18 protein-coding genes are annotated in these 17,743 nt (G+C 67.1%); 6 read left to right on the forward strand and 12 right to left on the reverse strand.

The window, feature by feature from the left end; genetic code table 11:
* Positions 1-321 precede the first annotated feature (321 nt).
* From HNP46_RS18860 to HNP46_RS18870, 3 genes are read right to left on the reverse strand one after another with little or no spacing between them, the layout of a single operon-like run.
* On the reverse strand, positions 322-1,308 hold the full coding sequence (locus tag HNP46_RS18860) for a TauD/TfdA family dioxygenase (protein WP_184591891.1): 987 nt from the start codon (positions 1,306-1,308) through the stop codon (positions 322-324).
* 22 nt (positions 1,309-1,330) lie between these two features.
* Positions 1,331-2,053: a thioesterase II family protein gene (locus HNP46_RS18865; protein ID WP_184591893.1), complete on the reverse strand. Its 723-nt coding sequence runs from the start codon at positions 2,051-2,053 to the stop codon at positions 1,331-1,333.
* Positions 2,054-2,056: 3 nt separating this feature from the next.
* Complete coding sequence (locus HNP46_RS18870) at positions 2,057-2,275, reverse strand: MbtH family protein (protein ID WP_184591895.1); 219 nt, start codon at positions 2,273-2,275, stop codon at positions 2,057-2,059.
* 349 nt (positions 2,276-2,624) lie between these two features.
* Here HNP46_RS18870 and HNP46_RS18875 point away from each other — a divergent pair, with 349 nt between their 5' ends.
* Positions 2,625-3,161, forward strand: a complete 537-nt coding sequence (locus HNP46_RS18875; RefSeq protein WP_081516992.1) for an RNA polymerase factor sigma-70 — start codon at positions 2,625-2,627, stop codon at positions 3,159-3,161.
* A 3-nt stretch (positions 3,162-3,164) separates the two neighbouring features.
* On the opposite strand, the gene HNP46_RS18880 is transcribed toward HNP46_RS18875, so the two are convergent.
* On the reverse strand, positions 3,165-3,962 hold the full coding sequence (locus HNP46_RS18880; protein WP_184591897.1) for an AraC family transcriptional regulator: 798 nt from the start codon (positions 3,960-3,962) through the stop codon (positions 3,165-3,167).
* 277 nt (positions 3,963-4,239) lie between these two features.
* On the opposite strand from HNP46_RS18880, the gene HNP46_RS18885 reads away from it, so the two are divergent.
* Entirely contained in the window at positions 4,240-5,133 is an 894-nt protein-coding gene (locus HNP46_RS18885; protein ID WP_184591899.1) for a DMT family transporter, read from the forward strand.
* A gap of 245 nt (positions 5,134-5,378) precedes the next feature.
* Here HNP46_RS18885 and HNP46_RS18890 read toward each other — a convergent pair whose 3' ends face one another.
* The gene (locus tag HNP46_RS18890; protein WP_184591901.1) at positions 5,379-6,446 is read right to left on the reverse strand and encodes an NAD(P)H-dependent flavin oxidoreductase; all 1,068 of its coding nucleotides are present in this window, start codon (positions 6,444-6,446) and stop codon (positions 5,379-5,381) included.
* A gap of 113 nt (positions 6,447-6,559) precedes the next feature.
* Here HNP46_RS18890 and HNP46_RS18895 point away from each other — a divergent pair, with 113 nt between their 5' ends.
* A complete protein-coding gene (locus HNP46_RS18895) occupies positions 6,560-7,432 on the forward strand; it encodes a LysR substrate-binding domain-containing protein (protein WP_184591903.1) in 873 nt (290 codons plus the stop codon).
* Positions 7,429-8,634: a YbfB/YjiJ family MFS transporter gene (locus HNP46_RS18900; protein WP_184591906.1), complete on the forward strand. Its 1,206-nt coding sequence runs from the start codon at positions 7,429-7,431 to the stop codon at positions 8,632-8,634. The genes HNP46_RS18895 and HNP46_RS18900 overlap by 4 nt, the downstream gene beginning before the upstream one ends.
* A gap of 132 nt (positions 8,635-8,766) precedes the next feature.
* On the opposite strand, the gene HNP46_RS18905 is transcribed toward HNP46_RS18900, so the two are convergent.
* Positions 8,767-9,207, reverse strand: coding sequence for a carboxymuconolactone decarboxylase family protein (locus HNP46_RS18905; protein ID WP_184591908.1), 441 nt, complete (start codon positions 9,205-9,207; stop codon positions 8,767-8,769).
* A 149-nt stretch (positions 9,208-9,356) separates the two neighbouring features.
* Between HNP46_RS18905 and HNP46_RS18910 the strand changes: the two genes are divergently transcribed.
* Complete coding sequence (locus HNP46_RS18910) at positions 9,357-10,790, forward strand: PLP-dependent aminotransferase family protein (protein WP_184591910.1); 1,434 nt, start codon at positions 9,357-9,359, stop codon at positions 10,788-10,790.
* A gap of 279 nt (positions 10,791-11,069) precedes the next feature.
* Complete coding sequence (locus HNP46_RS18915) at positions 11,070-11,360, forward strand: putative quinol monooxygenase (protein ID WP_184591912.1); 291 nt, start codon at positions 11,070-11,072, stop codon at positions 11,358-11,360.
* Between the two features lies 1 nt (position 11,361).
* On the opposite strand, the gene HNP46_RS18920 is transcribed toward HNP46_RS18915, so the two are convergent.
* The 6 genes from HNP46_RS18920 to HNP46_RS18945 form a co-directional block, all read right to left on the reverse strand.
* Positions 11,362-12,150 carry an SDR family NAD(P)-dependent oxidoreductase gene (locus tag HNP46_RS18920; protein WP_184591914.1) on the reverse strand — a complete coding sequence of 263 codons (789 nt, stop codon included), beginning with the start codon at positions 12,148-12,150 and terminating at the stop codon, positions 11,362-11,364.
* A gap of 83 nt (positions 12,151-12,233) precedes the next feature.
* Complete coding sequence (locus HNP46_RS18925; protein WP_184591916.1) at positions 12,234-12,758, reverse strand: PqiC family protein; 525 nt, start codon at positions 12,756-12,758, stop codon at positions 12,234-12,236.
* A 17-nt stretch (positions 12,759-12,775) separates the two neighbouring features.
* The gene (locus HNP46_RS18930) at positions 12,776-14,416 is read right to left on the reverse strand and encodes an intermembrane transport protein PqiB (RefSeq protein WP_184591918.1); all 1,641 of its coding nucleotides are present in this window, start codon (positions 14,414-14,416) and stop codon (positions 12,776-12,778) included.
* The gene (locus HNP46_RS18935) at positions 14,400-15,044 is read right to left on the reverse strand and encodes a paraquat-inducible protein A (RefSeq protein ID WP_184591920.1); all 645 of its coding nucleotides are present in this window, start codon (positions 15,042-15,044) and stop codon (positions 14,400-14,402) included. The genes HNP46_RS18930 and HNP46_RS18935 overlap by 17 nt, the downstream gene beginning before the upstream one ends.
* Positions 15,041-15,637, reverse strand: coding sequence for a paraquat-inducible protein A (locus HNP46_RS18940; protein WP_184591922.1), 597 nt, complete (start codon positions 15,635-15,637; stop codon positions 15,041-15,043). The genes HNP46_RS18935 and HNP46_RS18940 overlap by 4 nt, the downstream gene beginning before the upstream one ends.
* A gap of 145 nt (positions 15,638-15,782) precedes the next feature.
* Positions 15,783-17,432 carry a mechanosensitive ion channel family protein gene (locus HNP46_RS18945; protein ID WP_184591924.1) on the reverse strand — a complete coding sequence of 550 codons (1,650 nt, stop codon included), beginning with the start codon at positions 17,430-17,432 and terminating at the stop codon, positions 15,783-15,785.
* Positions 17,433-17,743: the final 311 nt, after the last annotated feature.

Consider the following 17,743-nt stretch of genomic DNA (forward strand, 5'->3'; position numbering starts at 1 on the left):
AGTTCTGGTACATCCATCTGCTCCGAACGGTCCCCTCTCCCTCTGGGAGAGGGTTAGGGTGAGGGCGCTACCGGCAATCTCGGTGCACGGCCATTTCCCTCACCCCAGCCCTCTCCCAGAGGGAGAGGGAGCTATCCGTGCCGGCCTTTCTCCCGGCTAACTCCTGATACATCTGCCTGCTCCGGACAGTCCCCTCTCCCTTCAGGGAGAGGGCTAGGGAGAGGGTGCTACCGACGACTTCGATGCTCGGCGAAAACCCCTCACCCCAGCCCTGGCTACGCGCCCCGCTCCGAAGGGAGAGGGAGTTATCCGTGCTAGCCATCAGCCTTGTGCGTCAGCCCCATGCCCTTCCGCCATCGCCACCACGACCTTGCGCGGACCGCTGAACGGCGAGCGCGCGTGGGCGGCGAGCATGTTGTCGAGCATCAGCACATCGCCGCTGTACCAGGGGAAGCTCACCTTGGCTTCCTCCAGCACGCCGCGGACTTCATCGAGCACCGAGGGCTCGATGGGGCTGCCGTCGCCGTAGTAGACGTTGCGCGGCAGGTCTTCCTCGTCGACGATTTCCAGCAGGCTCTCGCGCACTTCCGGCGGCAGGTTGGAGACGTGGAACAGGTGCGCCTGGTTGAACCACACCCAGTCGCGGGTGAGCGGGTGCTGCGCCACCGCCTGGCACACCTGGCGGGTGCGCAGCTCGCCGTCTTCCTTCCACTCCCAGCCGATCTGGTGGGCCTTGCAGTAGGCCTCGACCACGGCCGGATCGTCGCTGTTGAACACCTGCTCCCAGGCCACGTCCAGGCCGTTGCCGAAGTTGCGGGTGTACATCAGGCCGCGCTCGCTGAAGCGACGGCGGATGCCTTCGTCAACCTTGCGGTAGATCTCGCGGCTGTCGGCGATGGGCGTCTCGCCGCCGCTCTGCGCGGCCTGCACGCAGTAGAACCAGATCTTCAGCGGCCACTCGCGGGTGTAGGCCTGCTCGTTGTGCAGCGGGATGTGCTGGTGCGGCGGGTATTCGGTGGAGGTGTACACGCCGCTGGTGACGTTGCTGCGCGGGGTGGAGCCGAATTCGTAGTTGAGCAGCGGGTGGCCGAAGCCGGCGGCAAACTCGCGGAAGCGCTCCGCCGCGCCGACCTGGAAGCCGCGGAAGAGGATGCCGGCGCACACCGGCAGGCGTTCAGCCACCAGCGGGCGCAACTCGGCCAGGGCGTCGAGCAGGTCGATGCCCTCGCCACGGGCCTGCACCAGCAGCGGCAGGCCGCTGCGGGCTTCAGCCAGGGGAGCAATGTCGAACAGGGAGGAACTGGACATCGGGATTCTCCGCAGGAGTCGTTCAGGCCAGCGCCGAGCTGGGCGTCTGGCCTGGCTGCTGGAGGCGGCCGAGCAGCAGCTCGAGCAGGCGCGCCTCGCCGCTGTTGAGGAAGAAGTGGCCGCCGTCGAGCATCTCCAGGGAGAAACCGGCGCTGGTCTCGTCCTGCCAGGCCGAAAGCGAATCCACCGAGAGCCGGTCGGCCTTGCCGCCGAACACGTGGATCGGGCAGGCCAGCGCGGGGCGACGGCGGTAGTCGTAGAGGCCGCAGAGGAGGAAATCGGCGCGCATGACGGGCAGGGTCAGGGCGAGCATTTCGGCATCGGCGAACACCGCTTCCGCAGTGCCACCCAGGCGGCGCATGCGCTCGATCAGCTGGGCGTCGCTCTGCTCCTCGGCCAGCTCGCGGTGGCTGTCGCGCCGGGCCGGCGCCGAAGCCGCCGAAGCGAACAGCGCCTGCGGCATCGGCAGGCCGCGCTCGCGCAGCGCATGGGCCAGCTCGAAGGCCAGCAGGCCACCGAGGCTGTGGCCGAAGATGGCGTAGGGCTGATCCAGGCGCGCGGCGATTTCATCGGCCAACTGGCCGGCCAGGGCGCGCAGGTCGGTCTGCAGGCTTTCGGCAAAGCGTCGGCCACGGCCGGGCAGCTCCACCGGGCAGACTTCGATCCAGCTCGGCAGCTGGCGCTTCCAGCGCGCATAGACCATGGCGCTGGCGCCCGAATACGGCAGGCAGAACAGACGCAACATGGGTTACTGCCCCGCCGCCTGGCCATCCATCTTCTGTCGCAGGCTCAGCGGGCGCATGTCGGTCCAGTTGGCTTCGACGAAGGCCAGGCACTCGGCCTTGTTGCCCTGCTTGCCCGCCTCGCGCCAGCCGGCGGGGACTTCCTTGTACTCGGGCCACAGCGAGTACTGCTCTTCACCGTTGACCAGCACCTTGTAAACCGCGTCTTCGCGATCGAAAGCCATCGCTCTTCTCCTTCAGCCGTAGGGGATGCCGGCCATCGGCCATTACCGATGTTTTTCCAGCTCTGCCATGAAGACGAGGGAGACGATGAAATAGTTAGTGTTCTCGGATGCGATTAATTCTCATAAGATATGCGCCGGCGAAATTTCCTTCCTCATCCTTCGCCTGTGTGATCGGTCGTCTGACAGAAGTGAGCGAATGGAAAAACTTCACACTGGTGTGGGAACCCTGTCGCAGAGCGATAGTCCGAATCTTCCGAATAAATTGATAATAATTATCATTTGATCTAGATTGGCCGCCTCAACCCATGTGGACGTCCCCGCCTCCGCCGCCGCATAGGAAAACCCTTGCATGTCCAAGCCAATGCCCGCCGAGTCGCGCCCCGCTCTCCACGAGCTGTTCGCTACCCACCGGCAGACTTTCATCAATGCGGCCGCACGCATCCTCGGCTGCCGCAGCCATGCCGAAGACGTGGTGCACGATGCGTACATCAAGCTCAATGCGAGCGACCTCACCCCCGGCATCCAGTCGCAGAGCGGCTACCTGATGCGCGTGGTGCGCAACCTGGCCATCGACCTGTACCGCCGCCAGGCGCTGGAGAAGCGCTACTCGGGTAGCGAGGAAGAAGGCATGCACATCGCGACGCCGTCCGCGTCACCGGAGATCGAGCACGAGGACCGGCAGACCCTGGAGGCCATCTCCAGTGCCCTGCAGACCCTGCCCGAGCGCACCCGCTACGCCTTCGAGATGTATCGCCTGCATGGCCGCACGCAGAAGGAGATCGCCGAGGAACTGGGCGTTTCCCCGACCCTGGTGAACTTCATGGTGCGCGACGCGCTGATCCACTGCCGCAAGACCCTCAAGGGCCTGGAAGACGGCAAGCCGTAGGACTCAGCCTTCCGCCAGGGCGCGGAAGGTCGAGCGATACTGCTCCGGCGTGGTGCCCGACAGCCGCCGGAACATCGCGATGAACGCCGAAGGGCTGCTGTAGCCCAGGTTGAAAGCGATCTGCTGCACCCCTTCCCCCGATGCCAGTGCCTCGATGGAGGCGAGAAACCGCAGGCGCTGGCGCCATTCGCCGAACGACATCCCCAACTCCCGCTGACAGGCCCGCGCCAGGGTGCGCTCGGTGCTGTGCACGCGCTCGGCCCATTGCGCCAGGGTGCGGTTGTCGCCGGGCTTGGCCTGCAGCGCGGCGAGCACTTCGCCCAGCGCGCCGCCGCTGGCGTAGGGCAGGTAGTCGTCATGGGGTTGCGCGGCCTGTAGCTGATCGATCACCACCTCGGCCAGGCGTTGGTCGGCGGCGCTCTGCGGGATGTGCACCTGGCGCGCGGCGAAGTCGGAGAGGATCGCCTTGAGGATGTCGCTGATCGCCAGGGTGCACGGTTGCTGCGGCAGTTTGCCGGCCAGCTCGGCACAGACATAGAGAGACCGATAAACGATGGCCTGGCGGTTGTAGCAGCTGTGTTCCCGCCCCGGCGGCACCCATACCGCGTATTGCGGCGGCGAGAGGAAGCGCTGGCCGTCGACTTCGAGTTCCATTACCCCGTGGGACGCATAGTTGAGCTGGCCCCAGGCGTGGCGGTGGCTGGGCGAATGGCTGCCGGCGTCGAACTCGTCGTAGCGGAAGTAGAGATCGGCGGGCAGCCGGTCGATATCGGGAAGCGGGAGCGGCAGGATGCGGGTCATGTCCGAAAGCCGGGGTGGATTGTCCGGTTTTCATTATACGTCTCGAATCGGACGGACGGACAATGGTGCCCACTGTGGAACACCCTCTCCCCAGCCCTGGCTACGCGCCCCGCTCCGAAGGGAGAGGGGGCCGTTCGGCGTGTTGTGGAATATCGGAGCCAGCCGGCAAGCACTGTACTGTCCGCAAGCTCAGGACAGTCCCCTCTCCCTTCAGGGAGAGGGTTAGGGAGAGGGAGAGCCACCACTCCAAAGCCCCACCGGAAACGTAAAAACCCCCATGAACTACCTGTTCCCCCTGCTGGCCGTGGTCATCTGGTCCGGCAACACCGTCGTCAACAAGCTCGCCGTGGGCCAGATCGCCCCGGCGGAGATCGGCTTCTTCCGCTGGCTGCTGGCCGGCGCGTTGCTCACGCCCTTCCTGCTGCGCGCCACCCTCGTCCACTGGCCGGTGATTCGCGCCAACCTGGGCAGGATCATCACCCTCGGCCTGCTCGGCATGGCCGTCTACCAGTGCCTGGCCTACTACGCCGCCGCGCTCACCTCGGCGACCAACATGGGCATCATCCTCTCGCTGATGCCGCTGATGTCCCTCGCGCTGGCCTCGGTGCTGCTGCGCCACAAGCTGAGCGTCGCTGCCGTGCTGGGCGCGCTGGTCTCGCTGGGCGGCGTGCTGCTGGTGATCACCCAGGGCAACCCGCGCCAGCTGATCAGCCACGGCGTGAACCTGGGCGACGGCATGATGATCATCGCCACCCTCGCCTACGGCGTGTACGGCGTACTGCTGAAGAAATGGAACCTGCCACTGCCGCCCTTGCTGATGCTGTACCTGCAGGTGCTGGTGGCCATTGTCGCGCTGGCGCCGCTGTACGTGGCCTCGCCGCATTACGGCCTGAGCGCGGCGAACATCCCGCTGATCCTCTATGCCGGACTGCTGGCTTCCATCGTCGGTGCGCTGGCGTGGATGCAGGGCGTGCAGCGCATGGGGCCGAGCCGCATGGCGCTGTTCTTCAACCTGCTGCCGGTGCTGACCGCCGCCATCGCCGCCGTGGTGCTCGGCGAGCAGCTGACCAGCTACCACCTGGTGGGCGGCGCGCTGACCCTGGCCGGCGTGCTGCTGGCCGAGCTGTGGCGGCCACGGGAGAAGCCTGCTGCTGCCGTGAGCGCCCGCTGATCGAGCGGGCCAGGACACACCTGCTTTTGTAGGAGCGGACCTTGTCCGCGAAGGCCCGACCCTATTTGCCAGGGTGAAGGATTTCGCGGACAGGGTCCGCTCCTACGCTTCGTGCCTGCTGGGTGTTGTCGTCTCGTAGACTCGTAGGGCGGATAACGCGCCAGCGTTATCCGCCGTGCAAGGGCTGGCGGATAACCTGTTCCAGGTTATGCGCCCTACGTTTCTGTTCTCGAGCAAGCTCGCTCCTACAAGCGGCAGGAATCGGCGCCGGAGCGAAACTCGGCCATCAGCGTCTCCACCAGCTTCGCCGCCGACATTTCCCGCGACAGCGGCGCGCCCTGCCCGGCCCATTGCACGGCAAAATCCGTATTGCCCTTGGCGGTCGCCGCAGCGGTCAGCGCCTTGGCGGCGTCGTAGGTGATCGGATAATCCGGCAGCGCCGGCGCATCAGCATTGCCCACATCGGTGAACAGCCGGTTGACCATGCCCCGCGCCGCACGGCCGGAAATCGCCGCCGTCACTTCGGTGCGCTCCCCGCGCTCACCCCGCAGCGCCGCCTTGAACGCGGCGTTGGCCGAGGACTCGTCGGCGCTGATGAACGCCGTACCCATCTGCACGGCCTGGGCACCCAGTGCAAACACCGCGCGCATGCCCTGGCCATCCATGATGCCACCCGCCGCGATCACCGGCAGTCCGGTGCCTTTCACCAGGGTGCGGACCAGCGCAAAGGTCCCGATACGCGCGTCCTTCTCCGGCTCGAACACGCCTCGATGGCCGCCGGCTTCATAGCCTTGCGCGACGATGGCATCGATGCCCGCCGCCTCGATGGCGCGGCCTTCTTCCAGGCAGGTGGCGGTGGCCAGCAGACGGATGCCGGCAGCTTTCAGGCGATCGATCCAGTCCTGCGGCGGCAGGCCGAAGTGGAAGCTGACCACTGCCGGGCGCGCCTCGATAAGGAACGCCAGCATCTCGGGATCGTCCAGGAAGCTGCGGTAGATCTCGCTGACCTGCGCTGGCGGCTGCGCGCCGAATTCGGCGAACAGCGGGCGCAGGTGTTCCAGCCAGGCGGCCTCGCGAGCCGGATCGGCCACCGCCGGGCGATGGCAGAACAGATTGAGGTTGAGCGGTTTGTCGGTCAGTGCGCGAGTCTGCTCCAGCAGCGCTCGGGCCTGGATCGCGTTGCTCGCGCCCAGACCGATGGAACCCAGCCCGCCGGCATTGGACACCGCCGCCGCCAGCGCCGGGGTGGACACGCCGACCATGGGCGCCTGGATGATGGGGTGCTGGATGCCGAGCAGTTCGGTGATGGGCATGACGGGGTCCTCGTCGTCGGGCCGGCGGATTCGCCTTGGGGCTTGCTAACGCTTGACTTACCATCTCATGAAGAGAATATTCGTCGCAACATATTCTCTATTGAAGATTAATCATGGATCTCTCCAGCCTGGAAATCTTCCGCTGCGTGGCCGAGGAACAGAGCGTCACCCGCGCCGCGGCCCGCCTGCAACGCGTGCAATCGAACGTCACCACGCGCATCCGCCAACTTGAGGAAGACCTCGGCGCGGCGCTGTTCCTACGCGACGGCAAGCGCATGTCGCTGACCGACCAGGGCCGCGAATTCCTCCGCTACGCCGAGCAACTGCTGGCCCTGGCCAGCGAGGCGCGACAGTCGTTGCACCCCAGCAGCGCCACCGGCAGCCTGCGCCTGGGCAGCATGGAGGCCGCTGCCGCCAGCCGCCTGCCCGAGCTCCTGGCGCGCTACCACCGCGCCTACCCGGAGGTGGAACTGCACGTCACCACCGGCCACAGCCAGAAGCTGATCAATGAGGTGCTGAACCGCCAGCTCGACTGTGCGCTGATCTCCCACCCGGACATCCTCCACGCCGAGCCGGGCTTCGAAGCGCTGCTGGAACGCGGCCTGTGCGCCGTGCCGGTGTTCCGCGAGGAACTGCTGCTGGTGCTGCCGGGCGACCACCCGCCGGTCACACGCCCGGAAGATGTACAGATTCGCACCCTGGTGGGCTTCGCCCGCGGCTGCACCTATCGCCAACTGCTCGAAGGCTGGCTCAAGGGCGCCTCGCTGGCCGTGCAGGAAGTCGGCTCGTACCACGGCATCCTCGCCTGCGTGAACGCCGGTTCCTGCTTCGGCGTGCTGCCGCGCTCGGTGCTGGAGCTGCAACGGGAGATGCCCGACCTGCAGGTGGTACCGCTGCTGGAAGTGGACACCCTGCTGATCTGGCGCGACGGCTACGCCACCGGCGCCTTCCAGCGCTGGCGGGAAACCCTGGAGGCACGCCCATGAATCGCACTCGTCGCCTGCCCGCCGCGCTGTCAGCGGCACTGATCCTCGCCGTCGGTATGGGCTTCGGCCGTTTCGCCTTCACCGGGCTCTATCCGCTGATGGTTCGCGACGGCGTGCTCAGCGTCACCGGCGGTTCCCTGGCCGCCTCGGCCAACTATGCCGGCTACCTGCTCGGCGCCTTGCTGCTGGCGCGCAGTCAGGAACGGCACGCCGCGCGCATCTGTGTGATTGCCCTGATCGGCACGCTCGCCACCCTGGCCGCCATGGCCGTTCCGGCGCCGGCGTGGTTCGCCATCGGCGTGCGCCTGCTGGCCGGCGTGCTCAGCGCCATGGCCCTGGTCAGTGCCGCGCAATGGCTATTGCAGAGCATGGGTGAAAGCCATGGAGCGCCGATGATGTTCGCTGGCGTGGGCGTCGGCATCCTGGTCTCAGCCGAGCTGATCGCCGCTGGCAACGCCTTCGGCCTGGGCAGCGCGGCGATCTGGTGTGTTCTTGCGCTGGCCGGGCTGGTGTTGTCGCTGCTGGCCGCGCCCGCGCTGGGCCGTGACGGACCGAGCGCAGCACAGCAGTCGGCGACCGGCACGGGACCGGCGCCGGAGCTGTCCGCGCCGATCATCCTGCTGGTCTACGGGCTGGCCGGTTTCGGCTACATCATCACCGCCACCTACCTGCCGCTGCTGATGAAGAGCGGCCTGGGCGCCATCGACCCGCTGCAGGTGTGGGCCGCGTTCGGCCTGGGTGCCGCACCGTCGTGCTTCCTCTGGCACCGCCTGCACCTGAAGCTGGGCGGCCGCCGCGCGCTGGCGCTGAACCTGCTGGTGCAGGCCATCGGCGTGATGCTGCCGGCGCTGGGCGACTCGGCCCTGCTCTACCTGGGCAGCGCGGTGCTGGTGGGCGGCAGCTTCATGGGCACGGTGACCATCGCCATGCCCGCAGCCCGAGCGGTGGCTGCGCAGGTGCGCTTCAACATGCTGGCGGCGATGACCGCGCTGTATGGGGTCGGGCAAATCGTCGGGCCGCTGGCGGCCAGTGCGCTGCGCGGGTTGACCGGGAGCTTCATTCCGGCACTGGGGGCGGCGGCCAGTGCCTTGCTGGTGGGGGCGCTGTGCTGCCTCCCCCTTCGCCGAGGCGAATCCTGTAGGAGCGAGGGGGACGCCATCGTTATTGCTCGCGAACAGCCTCAACACCGCGGCTGCCGGTAAATTCGTTCGCGAGCAAGCTCGCTCCTACGAAAAGCATGGCAGCACGTAGGGCGAATAACCTGGAACAGGTTATCCGCCGATCACCGCGCGGCGGATAACGCTGGCGCGTTATCCGCCCTACAAATGCGCAGCTCAGGCCGGCGGCTGCTGGCGGAAGGATACGCCCAGGCGGTTCCACACATTGATCGCGCCGATGGCCACGGTCAGGTCCACCAGTTCCCGCTCGCTGAACTGCTCGCGGGCCAGTTCGAAGACCTCCAGGGGCACCTTGGATTCGGACAGCAGCGTCACCGACTCGCACCAGGCCAGCGCCGCGCGCTCGCGCTCGGTGAAGAACGGTGATTCGCGCCAGACGCTGACGGCGAACAGGCGCCGCTCGGATTCGCCGTTGCGGCGCGCCTCCATCGCATGCATGTCGGCGCAGAAGGCACAGTTGTTCACCTGCGACACGCGCAGGCGCACCAGCTCCAGCAGCGGCTTCTCCACCGACAGTTCGAAGATGGCGGCTTCCAGCGCCAGCACCGCCTTCAGCGCTTCCGGCGAGGCGGTGTAGTAGTCCAGACGCGGTTCCATGACGGCACTCCAGCAGTTGATGGGGCCATTGTGCGCCGGGCCGTCACGGCGGCGGGTGACCAATCCGCGGAATTTCGCCTGCGCAACTTCACCGGGCTACGCAGCGGCGCTACGCTTGCGCAACCGCCCTGCCCACCCGGAGTCCGCCCTTGGAGCTGCACCTGATCATCCACGGCCAGAAGGACCTCGCCGGGCAACTCTATCGCCAGCTGCGCGAAGCCATCGATTCCGGCCGCCTCGCCGCCGGCACCCGCCTGCCGCCCAGCCGTCTGCTGGCCGAGCAGCTGGGCATCTCGCGCAAGACCATCTCCGACACCTACGCCCAGCTCACCTATGAGGGTGTGCTGGTGGGCAAGATCGGCAGCGGCACCTTCGTCAACACCCACCTGCCGCGTCATGACCGGCGCCAACAGGGGGTGCGCTTCGCCAGCCAGGACCACATTGACCGCTGGGCCAACCTCGACACCCGCCTGCGCCACCCCGGCGCCACCGGTACGGCGAAGGCCGACTTCATCGGCGGCGCCACCACCCAGCTGCAGTTTCCCCAGGAAGAATGGCGGCGCTGCGTGAACCACGCGCTGCGCCAGATGAGCGGCCTGCGCGGGCACTACAGCGCGCCCGAGGGCATCGCCCCGCTGCGCGACGGCATCGCCCGGCACATCTCCTACGCCCGCGGGGTGAACTGCCAGCTGGACGACGTGATGGTCTGCAATGGCGCACAACAGGCCCTGGACCTGCTCGCCCGCGTGATGCTGCGCCCCGGCGACAAGGTGGCCATGGAGGATCCCGGCTACACGCCGGCGCGGCTGATCTTCCAGACCCTGGGCGCCGAAGTGGCCAGCGTGCCGGTGGACGCCGAAGGCATCTGCGTGGAGCAGATTCCCGACGGCACGCGGATGATCTACACCACCCCTTCACACCAGTTCCCGCTGGGCATGCCGATGAGTGCGGCACGCCGCGAAGCCCTGCTGGCCCGTGCGCTGGAACTGGGCGCGCTGGTGATCGAGGACGACTACGACAGCGAGTTCCGCTACGAAGGCCGGCCCACCGATGCCCTGCAGAGTCTTGATCGCCACGGGGTGGTGGCCTATATCGGTACCTTCTCCAAGGTGCTGTTGCCGGAGCTGCGCCTGGGCTACCTGATCCCGCCGCCAAGCCTGTTCCCGGCGCTGGTGCGCGCCCGGCAGATATCCGACTGGCACAGCTCGACGCTGCCGCAGTGGGCGCTGGCCAAGTTCATCAGCGAGGGCTACCTGCTCAAGCACATCCGTCGTTGCCACGGCATCTACGCCGGGCGTCGCGAACGCATCCTGGCGCGACTGGGCGGCGATCTGGCGCCCTGGCTGGAAGCGGTGCCCTCGGTGGCCGGCTTCCACCTCACCGCACTGCTGCGCGAGCCGGTCAACGTGGCGCTGCTCGTCGAGCTGGCACGCAAGGTCGAGGTCGGCCTCTACGGCCTGGCGCCCTTCTACCAGCAGGAACCGCTACGCGACGGCCTGCTGCTGGGCTTTGGCGCCATCGACACCCTGGACATCGACCCGGCCCTGGACAAGCTCCGCGACCTGCTGCAGCAGCTGGTCTGAGAAGGAGCGTAGGAGCGGACTCTGTCCGCGATCGCCCACCGGCAGCTCTGTGCCTGCGGCTTCGTCATCGCGGACGAAGTCCGCTCCTACGCATTCCGGGAAGATCGCAGTTAGGCAACGACGATTGGCCTGGAAATTTTCGCGGAAATTGGCGGTTCAGGTAGACACGGCGTGGCCGTAACCTTTCAGCATCGGTTTGAAAGCCGGTTCCGGCCTTTATCGGAGACCGCCGTCAGCGCCCAATGGCCACTCACCCGGCCAGCACGAAGGAGCCTCGCCATGACCCCGTCCGCCATCGCCATCGTTCGCGTCCAGGCATTCCCCGGCCAGGCAGCTGCGCTGGGCGAGCATCTCAGTCGACTGATTGCGCAGGTGCGCCAGCAACCCGGTTGCCAGGGGAGCGAGTTGCAGGAGCTGGCGGCCGACCGTTGGCAGGTGCTCACCCGCTGGAGCAGCCAGGCCGAGCTGGATGCGCACCTGGCCGGCCCGAAGGCCCAGCAGTGGCTCGGCCAGCTCGGTTGCGGCGACCTGGCGCTGGGGCTGGAATTCGAGAGCCGCAGCGCCGATTGACTCAGAACGCCGAGCGCACCACCCCGCCATCCACCCGCAGGGCCGCGCCGTTGGTGGCCGACGAGGCCTCCGAGCAGACATAGACCACCAGGTTGGCCACTTCCTCGGGCCTGGCGAAGCGCTGGATCAGCGAGCTGGGCCGCGCCGTGCGGAAGAATTCCGCCTCGAACTCGGCGAATGGCTGGCCGCCGGAGAGCTTGTCGACGAACTCGTTGACTCCTTCGGAGGCGGTCGGCCCCGGCAGCACCGCGTTGACCGTCACGCCGGTCCCCGCGCAGCTTTCCGCCAGCCCGCGGGACAGGCCGAGTTGGGCCGTCTTGGTGACCCCGTAGTGGATCATCTCCACGGGAATCTGCACGCCGCTCTCGCTGCTGATGAAGACGATGCGGCCCCAGTTCTTCTGCTTCATGCCCAGCAGGTAGGCGCGGGACAGTCGCACGCCGGAGAGCAGGTTGACGTCGAGGAAGCGCACCCAGTCCTCATCGGGGATGTCCTCGAAGGGCTTGGGGTCGAAGATGCCCAGGTTGTTCACCAGCACGTCCACCGCCGGAAAGCGCTGCAGCAGCTTGTCGATCTGCTGCGGGTCGGCCAGGTCGCCGGCGAAGCCTTCGACCCTGGCGTCCGCCTGCTCCTGGCGAATCCGTCCGATGGCCTCGTCCACGGAGGACTGGCTGCGGCCATTGAGGATCACCCTCGCCCCTTCGCGGGCCAGACCCTGGGCAATGGCGAAGCCGATGCCCTTGGTCGAACCGCTGACCAGGGCGAGTTTGTCGGTGAGGTGCAGGTTCATGGGGTTCTCCGGTGGGGGTTCAGACGAGACGTCAGACCTCACAGGATAGGCGGCCTTCAGCCGGCCGCCAGTGCAGCCGAAGGTTACGGGCAGCGGCCGCTGGAGCTGGCCTGGCGTACCGCCTCGGCCAGTTGCCGCAGGTTGTTCTGGTGGGCGTTGACCAGGGCATCGACGCTGGCATCGGCGCGGGTCTGCAGCACGCTGCGGCAGGTCAGGGAGTACTCCTTGCCGCTGTTCAGGCGCCAGCGCGCGTCCAGCAGGGCGTACTGGCCGGGTACCGAGTCGAAGCGCTGTACATCGACGCGCAGCAGTGCCGCGTCCTTGCCCAGTGGCGTACCGAGCTGGTCCTGCAGGGCGTTCTGGAACTCGTCCAGCAGGTTGGCGCCCCACCACTCCGTCTCCAGGATCGACAGCCCGCTGCCGCCCTGGCGCACGACGATCTGCGAGCGATCGACCTGCGGCGGCATGCTCACCCGCTCCACCCGCACATTGCCGCTGGCAGTGCCCGGCTGCGCCGGCAGCAGGGTGTGGTAGTGGATCGGCGCGCTGCTGCAGCCCCAGACCAGCGGGGCCAGCCCGACCAGGGCCCATTTGACTGACTTAAGCATCCGGTGTCACTCCTCGATCAGGGCCGCAGGTTGTCGGCATCGGCATTCTTCGGGCGGCCACGGATCAACGATTCGGGGTGACGGCCCAGGTAGTCGGACAGATCACGCAGCGAACGCGACATGCGGTCCAGTTCGTCCAGCGTGTCGCTGAGCTTCTCCCGCTGCGGCGAGTTCTCGCCCAGCGCGGCATTGGCGGTCTTGAGCGTGGCGCTGACCTCGTCCAGGGTCCTGGTCACGTTGGGCAGCGTCTGCCCGTTGAACTGCTTCAGGCTCTTCTGCAGCTCGCTGAGGTTGCCGTCGAGGTTGTTGGCAATGCGCTCCAGCGGCAGCTTGCGGATGCGCTCGACCACTTCCTGCAACTGCTCCTGCAGCTTGTCGAGGCTGCCGGGCACGGTGGGGATGACGAACGGCCGCGCGGCGACATCGAACTGCACCGGCTTGGCATCGGGGTAGAAGTCCAGCGAGACGAACAGTTGCCCGGTGAGCAGGTTGCCGCTGCGCGCCTGGGCGCGCAGGCCGTGCTTGACGAAGGCCGCGATCAGGTTGGCGGCGGCTTCCTCGTCGCCGGCCTGGGTATTGGAGATCGCCAGCATGCGATCACGCACCGGCCCCAGGCGCTGCGGGTAGACCACGGCCTCGACCATCACCGGGAAGCTGAGCGTCTTCGGGTCGTAGTCCAGCTTCACCGAAGTGACCTTGCCGAAGGCGACGCCCATGAACTCCACCGGCGCGCCGACAGCCAGGCCGCGCATCGACTGGTCGAAGCGCATCCGCAGCTTCTGGGCAATGCCGGCGGGAGGCGCCAGGGCGGTATCGCGGTCGGCGAACAGCTCGAAACCCTGCTCGTCCTTGGCCAGGGCATCGTCGGCCGGTGCGCCCTCCGGCACGCCGAAGGCCAGCCCGCCCATGAGGATCGAGGACAGCGATTCGGTATTCACCTTCAGGCCGTTGGCGCCCAGGTCCAGGTCGATGCCGCTGGCGTTCCAGAAACGGCTGTTGGCGGTGACGAAGGCGTCGTTGGGCGCCTCGATGAACACGCCGATGTCCACGCCCTTGCCATCCTGGCGCAGGTTGTAGGTGATGACCTGGCCGACGGGAATCTTGCGGTAATAGACGGTGGAGCCGATATCCAGCGAGCCGAGGTCATCGGCGTGCAGCATGAAGCGCTTGCCCTTCTCGCCGTAGGTCACCGGCGGCGGCGCCTCCAGGCCGGTGAAGTGCCTGGCCGGGCGGGTCGACTCGCCGGCGTCGGCGCCGATGAAGCTGCCCGAAAGCAAGGTATCGACGCCGCTGATGCCACCGGCGCCGACCCGCGGGCGCACCACCCAGAACTGCGCGCCCTCGCTGGCGAAGGATTCCGCCGCCTTGTCCAGCTTTACCGTGGCGATGACGCCGCGCTTGTCCGGCGCCAGTTCCACCGTATCCACCTCGCCGATCACCACGGCGCGGTACTTCACCTGGGTCTTGTGCGCCACTAGGCCGTCGCCGGTGCGGAAGGAAATCTCGATGACCGGCCCCTTTTCCATCCAGCTGCGCACGATCAGCGAGGCACCGATGGCCAGCGCGACGATCGGCACGATCCAGACCAGCGAGACGTTCCAGCGCCGCGTGCGGACCTGCGCCTGGCCCGGCTTCGAGTCCTCAGTGTCGCGTTGCATCGATGCGGCCTCCTTGTGCCTGCGGGTTGTCCCAGATATGCCGGGGATCGAAACTCATGGCCGAGAGCATGGTGAACACCACCACCAGGCCGAAGAACAGGATGCCGGCGCGCGGCTCGATGGTGCCCAGCTCGCGCATCTGCACCAGGGCGGCGACCAGCGCCACCACGATGACGTCGAGCATCGACCAGTAGCCGATCAGCTCCACCACCCGGTACAGCTGCGAACGCTGCCGGCGCGCCCAGCCGCTGCCACGCTGGGCGGTGAACAGCAGCATGCCCATGGCGAAGAACTTGATGGCCGGCACGCCGATGCTGGCAATGAAGATGATCAGCGCGATGTCCCACTCGCCGGCTTCCCAGAATTCCAGCACGCCGCCGCCGATGGTGCTGTCGATGCCCTGGCCGAGCATTTCGGTGTGCATCACCGGCAGCAGGTTGGCCGGCACGTAGAACACCAGCGCGGCCAGCAGGAAGGCCCAGGAGCGGTTGATGGCGTCCTGCTTGCGCGGGTGCAGCGGCGCGCCGCAGCGCGAACAGCGGTGGCCGTCCTCGCGCAGGTCGCAGGTGCGCCCGCAGCCATGGCACAGGCAGAGGTCGAGCTGGGTCGCCAGCGGCGGCGTGCTCATACCTGCTCCCAGAGGTCGCGGATGTCCTTGCCGGCGATATAGAGGATGAGCACGCTCAGCGCCGCCATCGCCACCAGGCCGATGCCGGGGATGACATCCAGCAGGCCGGCGAGCTTGATCACCGCCACCAGGGTGCCCAGCAGGCACACCTCCAGCATGCTCCAGGGCCGCAGCGCTTCCAGCCAGCGCATGCAGAAGGCGAAGGCCGGCGCACGCCGTCCGCCCAGGGCGAAAGCCAGTACCCAGACCAGCAGGGCCACCTGCAGGGTCGGCGCGAGGATGACGGCCAGGGCCAGCACCAGGGCGATGCCGGTGATCGGGCCGCGGCTGAGGATCAGCACCGCATCCCACAGGGTGGCCGCATTGCCCAGGCCCTGCATGCTGATGCTCATGATCGGGTAGAGGTTGGCGAAGGCCAGCAGCACCGCCGCGGTGATCGCCAGGGCCAGGCGCTGCTGGATGGTCAACGGGTTGTGCCGCTGCAGCACGCCGCCGCAGCGCACGCAGAGCGCCCGCTGATGGCGCAGCAACGGCAGGCGCTCATACACCGCGTCGCAGTATTCGCAAATGATCAGCCGCGTTGCGCTTGCCATGCCGACCGCCCTTTCCCGCTGGAAAAAACCGCGACTCTATTGATACGGCATCCCCAATCCTAGTCCAGCATGGCCGCCGTGCTTACCGGTTGGTCGGCGCGTGTCCGGCTGCGCAACTTCATGCAGCCAACAGGGCCGGCGAGCCTCAGCGCTGCTCCGGGGCCTTTGCCGGCGCCGCGTGCCACTGCTCCTTCGGCACCCACTTGGCCTCCCGTGGGTCGCCCAGGTAATGCGGCGACATGATCTGCACGCCGTACTCGTTGAAGACGTCCTGGATATTGGCGTGCAGCAGGCTCAGCAGCACTGCGCGCGGGCGCGGTTCGCTGGGGATGGCCTGGGCCACCAGGCGGTACTCGGGGTAGAAGTCCGACAGCGCGGTCTGGAACACCTGCGGCGCCGGGGTTTCAAGGATGCCCTCGGTGCGTCGGGCCGCTTCGATGAGCATGGCCTCGACCTGCCGCCAGGGGGTGTCGTAGCCGATGGTGACCACGGTATCCACCACATAACCCTGGCCCTGGACGATGCGCGAATAGTTGCGCGTCACCGAGCCGGTGATCATCGAGTTGGGCAACGTGAGCACCTCGCCCAGGCCGGTACGGATGGTGGTGTTGAACACGCCGACCTCGGTCACGGTACCCTCGTTGTCGCCGATCCGGACGAACTCGCCGACCCGCAGGGTGCGCGAGTAGGTGAGGATCAGCCCGGAAGCGGCCTGGCCGATGACGCTGGAAGCGCCGAGGGAAATCATCAGCCCCACCAGCACCGACAGGCCCTTGAAGGCTTCGGTGCCCGACCCGGGCAGGTACGGATAGGCCATGACAATGGCGAACAGCCAGATCGCCAGGGAGGTCAGCCGGGTGGTCGGCTGCAGGGTTTCCTCAGTCAGCCAGCGCAGGTTGCCCGGCCGCGCCAGGCGTTGCAGCAGGCTGCGGGCAAAGCCGCTGAAGGCCCGGGCGATGAGCAGGATGCACAGCGCCACGACGATTCCCGGCAGCGCATCGAGCATGCCGTTGGCCAGGTAGCGCGCCAGGTTCAGCAGGTGGACGTTGAGGCTTTCGCCCCAGGGCCGGGTATAGGGGAACTGCGAGAGCACGAAGCTCAGCCACTGGTAGCTCAGCAGCAGCACCAGCAACCAGTAGAGCAGCCAGATCAGCCGACCCAGCAGGTAATAAAGGTACTGGGTGTCGAACACCGGGGTACGCCCCAGGCGCAACAGGTGGGTATGGCGCTGCATGAGTCCGGGCAGCACGCCAAGCGACTTGCGCCGCAGGTAGCCCACACCGCGCAGCAGCAAGCCATAGAGCACGCTGGCCAGCAGCGCGTAGCCGGCGGCCCGGAGCAGGAAGTGCAGGTTGCGCGACTCGCCGCTTTCCGCCACCACCAGGCGCAGGTTGGCGGCGGCCTTTTCCGCCGCGGCGCGAACGGAGGTGCCGGGCTGGTCGACGTCCAGCGGCGAAACGATGAAGGCGCGGTTGTAGCCCAGCAGCACCAGGTAGCTGCTCTGGATCGGGTCGATGCTGACCGTCAGCGCCTCGCCACCCTGCAAGGCATCCTCGATGGCCGCCGTCGCCCGATGAACCCGGATCGCCGGAGCCTCGCCCAGCAACGTGGCGCGAAACACGATGACGCTGCGGTTGGCGATCTTCAGCTCGGCCGGCAGCTGTTCGGCGGCCTGGACGGCTGCCGCTCCCGGGTCGTCAGCGGCGGCCAACGCAAAAGGCCAGGCGGCCAGCCATCCCAGCAGGAGCAGACACCACACCGGGCCCCGCGCCGACCCACGCCGCAACTTGCCCATCGCCTTCCCCCGCTCCGCGTTTGCGACGCTGATTCGCTCGCCTCGCTCAAGCGTAGCCAAAGTCCTACAGAGCGCTGGCAGTCGTCAGCAGATTGGCGTACCAGCCCGCCAGATTTTCGGCGGAACGCGTCCAATTGAACCACTGTTCAGCTACAAGCCCCATGATCTGTGGGCTACGCCGAAAAATTCGTCAAAAAATAGACACCAATCAAGGCCGCCGTGAATCGCAGCTGTAGGTTATGTCGCTGTTCTGTTGGCGAAAATTCCAAAGCCGACTAGTTTCAATTCCGTAAGCAGATATGCGTAGGACT

This window comes from Pseudomonas nitroreducens (assembly GCF_014204515.1).
Lineage (GTDB): Bacteria > Pseudomonadota > Gammaproteobacteria > Pseudomonadales > Pseudomonadaceae > Pseudomonas > Pseudomonas nitritireducens_A.

What these genes read in the sequence shown, in the direction of transcription:
- HNP46_RS18860 (WP_184591891.1), bottom strand. Translation starts at nt 1,308, where the DNA reads ATGTCCAGTTCCTCCCTGTTCGACATTGCTCCCCTGGCTGAAGCCCGC.
- HNP46_RS18865 (WP_184591893.1), bottom strand. Translation starts at nt 2,053, where the DNA reads ATGTTGCGTCTGTTCTGCCTGCCGTATTCGGGCGCCAGCGCCATGGTC.
- HNP46_RS18870 (WP_184591895.1), bottom strand. Translation starts at nt 2,275, where the DNA reads ATGGCTTTCGATCGCGAAGACGCGGTTTACAAGGTGCTGGTCAACGGT.
- HNP46_RS18875 (WP_081516992.1), top strand. Translation starts at nt 2,625, where the DNA reads ATGTCCAAGCCAATGCCCGCCGAGTCGCGCCCCGCTCTCCACGAGCTG.
- HNP46_RS18880 (WP_184591897.1), bottom strand. Translation starts at nt 3,962, where the DNA reads ATGACCCGCATCCTGCCGCTCCCGCTTCCCGATATCGACCGGCTGCCC.
- HNP46_RS18885 (WP_184591899.1), top strand. Translation starts at nt 4,240, where the DNA reads ATGAACTACCTGTTCCCCCTGCTGGCCGTGGTCATCTGGTCCGGCAAC.
- HNP46_RS18890 (WP_184591901.1), bottom strand. Translation starts at nt 6,446, where the DNA reads ATGCCCATCACCGAACTGCTCGGCATCCAGCACCCCATCATCCAGGCG.
- HNP46_RS18895 (WP_184591903.1), top strand. Translation starts at nt 6,560, where the DNA reads ATGGATCTCTCCAGCCTGGAAATCTTCCGCTGCGTGGCCGAGGAACAG.
- HNP46_RS18900 (WP_184591906.1), top strand. Translation starts at nt 7,429, where the DNA reads ATGAATCGCACTCGTCGCCTGCCCGCCGCGCTGTCAGCGGCACTGATC.
- HNP46_RS18905 (WP_184591908.1), bottom strand. Translation starts at nt 9,207, where the DNA reads ATGGAACCGCGTCTGGACTACTACACCGCCTCGCCGGAAGCGCTGAAG.
- HNP46_RS18915 (WP_184591912.1), top strand. Translation starts at nt 11,070, where the DNA reads ATGACCCCGTCCGCCATCGCCATCGTTCGCGTCCAGGCATTCCCCGGC.
- HNP46_RS18920 (WP_184591914.1), bottom strand. Translation starts at nt 12,150, where the DNA reads ATGAACCTGCACCTCACCGACAAACTCGCCCTGGTCAGCGGTTCGACC.
- HNP46_RS18925 (WP_184591916.1), bottom strand. Translation starts at nt 12,758, where the DNA reads ATGCTTAAGTCAGTCAAATGGGCCCTGGTCGGGCTGGCCCCGCTGGTC.
- HNP46_RS18930 (WP_184591918.1), bottom strand. Translation starts at nt 14,416, where the DNA reads ATGCAACGCGACACTGAGGACTCGAAGCCGGGCCAGGCGCAGGTCCGC.
- HNP46_RS18935 (WP_184591920.1), bottom strand. Translation starts at nt 15,044, where the DNA reads ATGAGCACGCCGCCGCTGGCGACCCAGCTCGACCTCTGCCTGTGCCAT.
- HNP46_RS18940 (WP_184591922.1), bottom strand. Translation starts at nt 15,637, where the DNA reads ATGGCAAGCGCAACGCGGCTGATCATTTGCGAATACTGCGACGCGGTG.
- HNP46_RS18945 (WP_184591924.1), bottom strand. Translation starts at nt 17,432, where the DNA reads ATGGGCAAGTTGCGGCGTGGGTCGGCGCGGGGCCCGGTGTGGTGTCTG.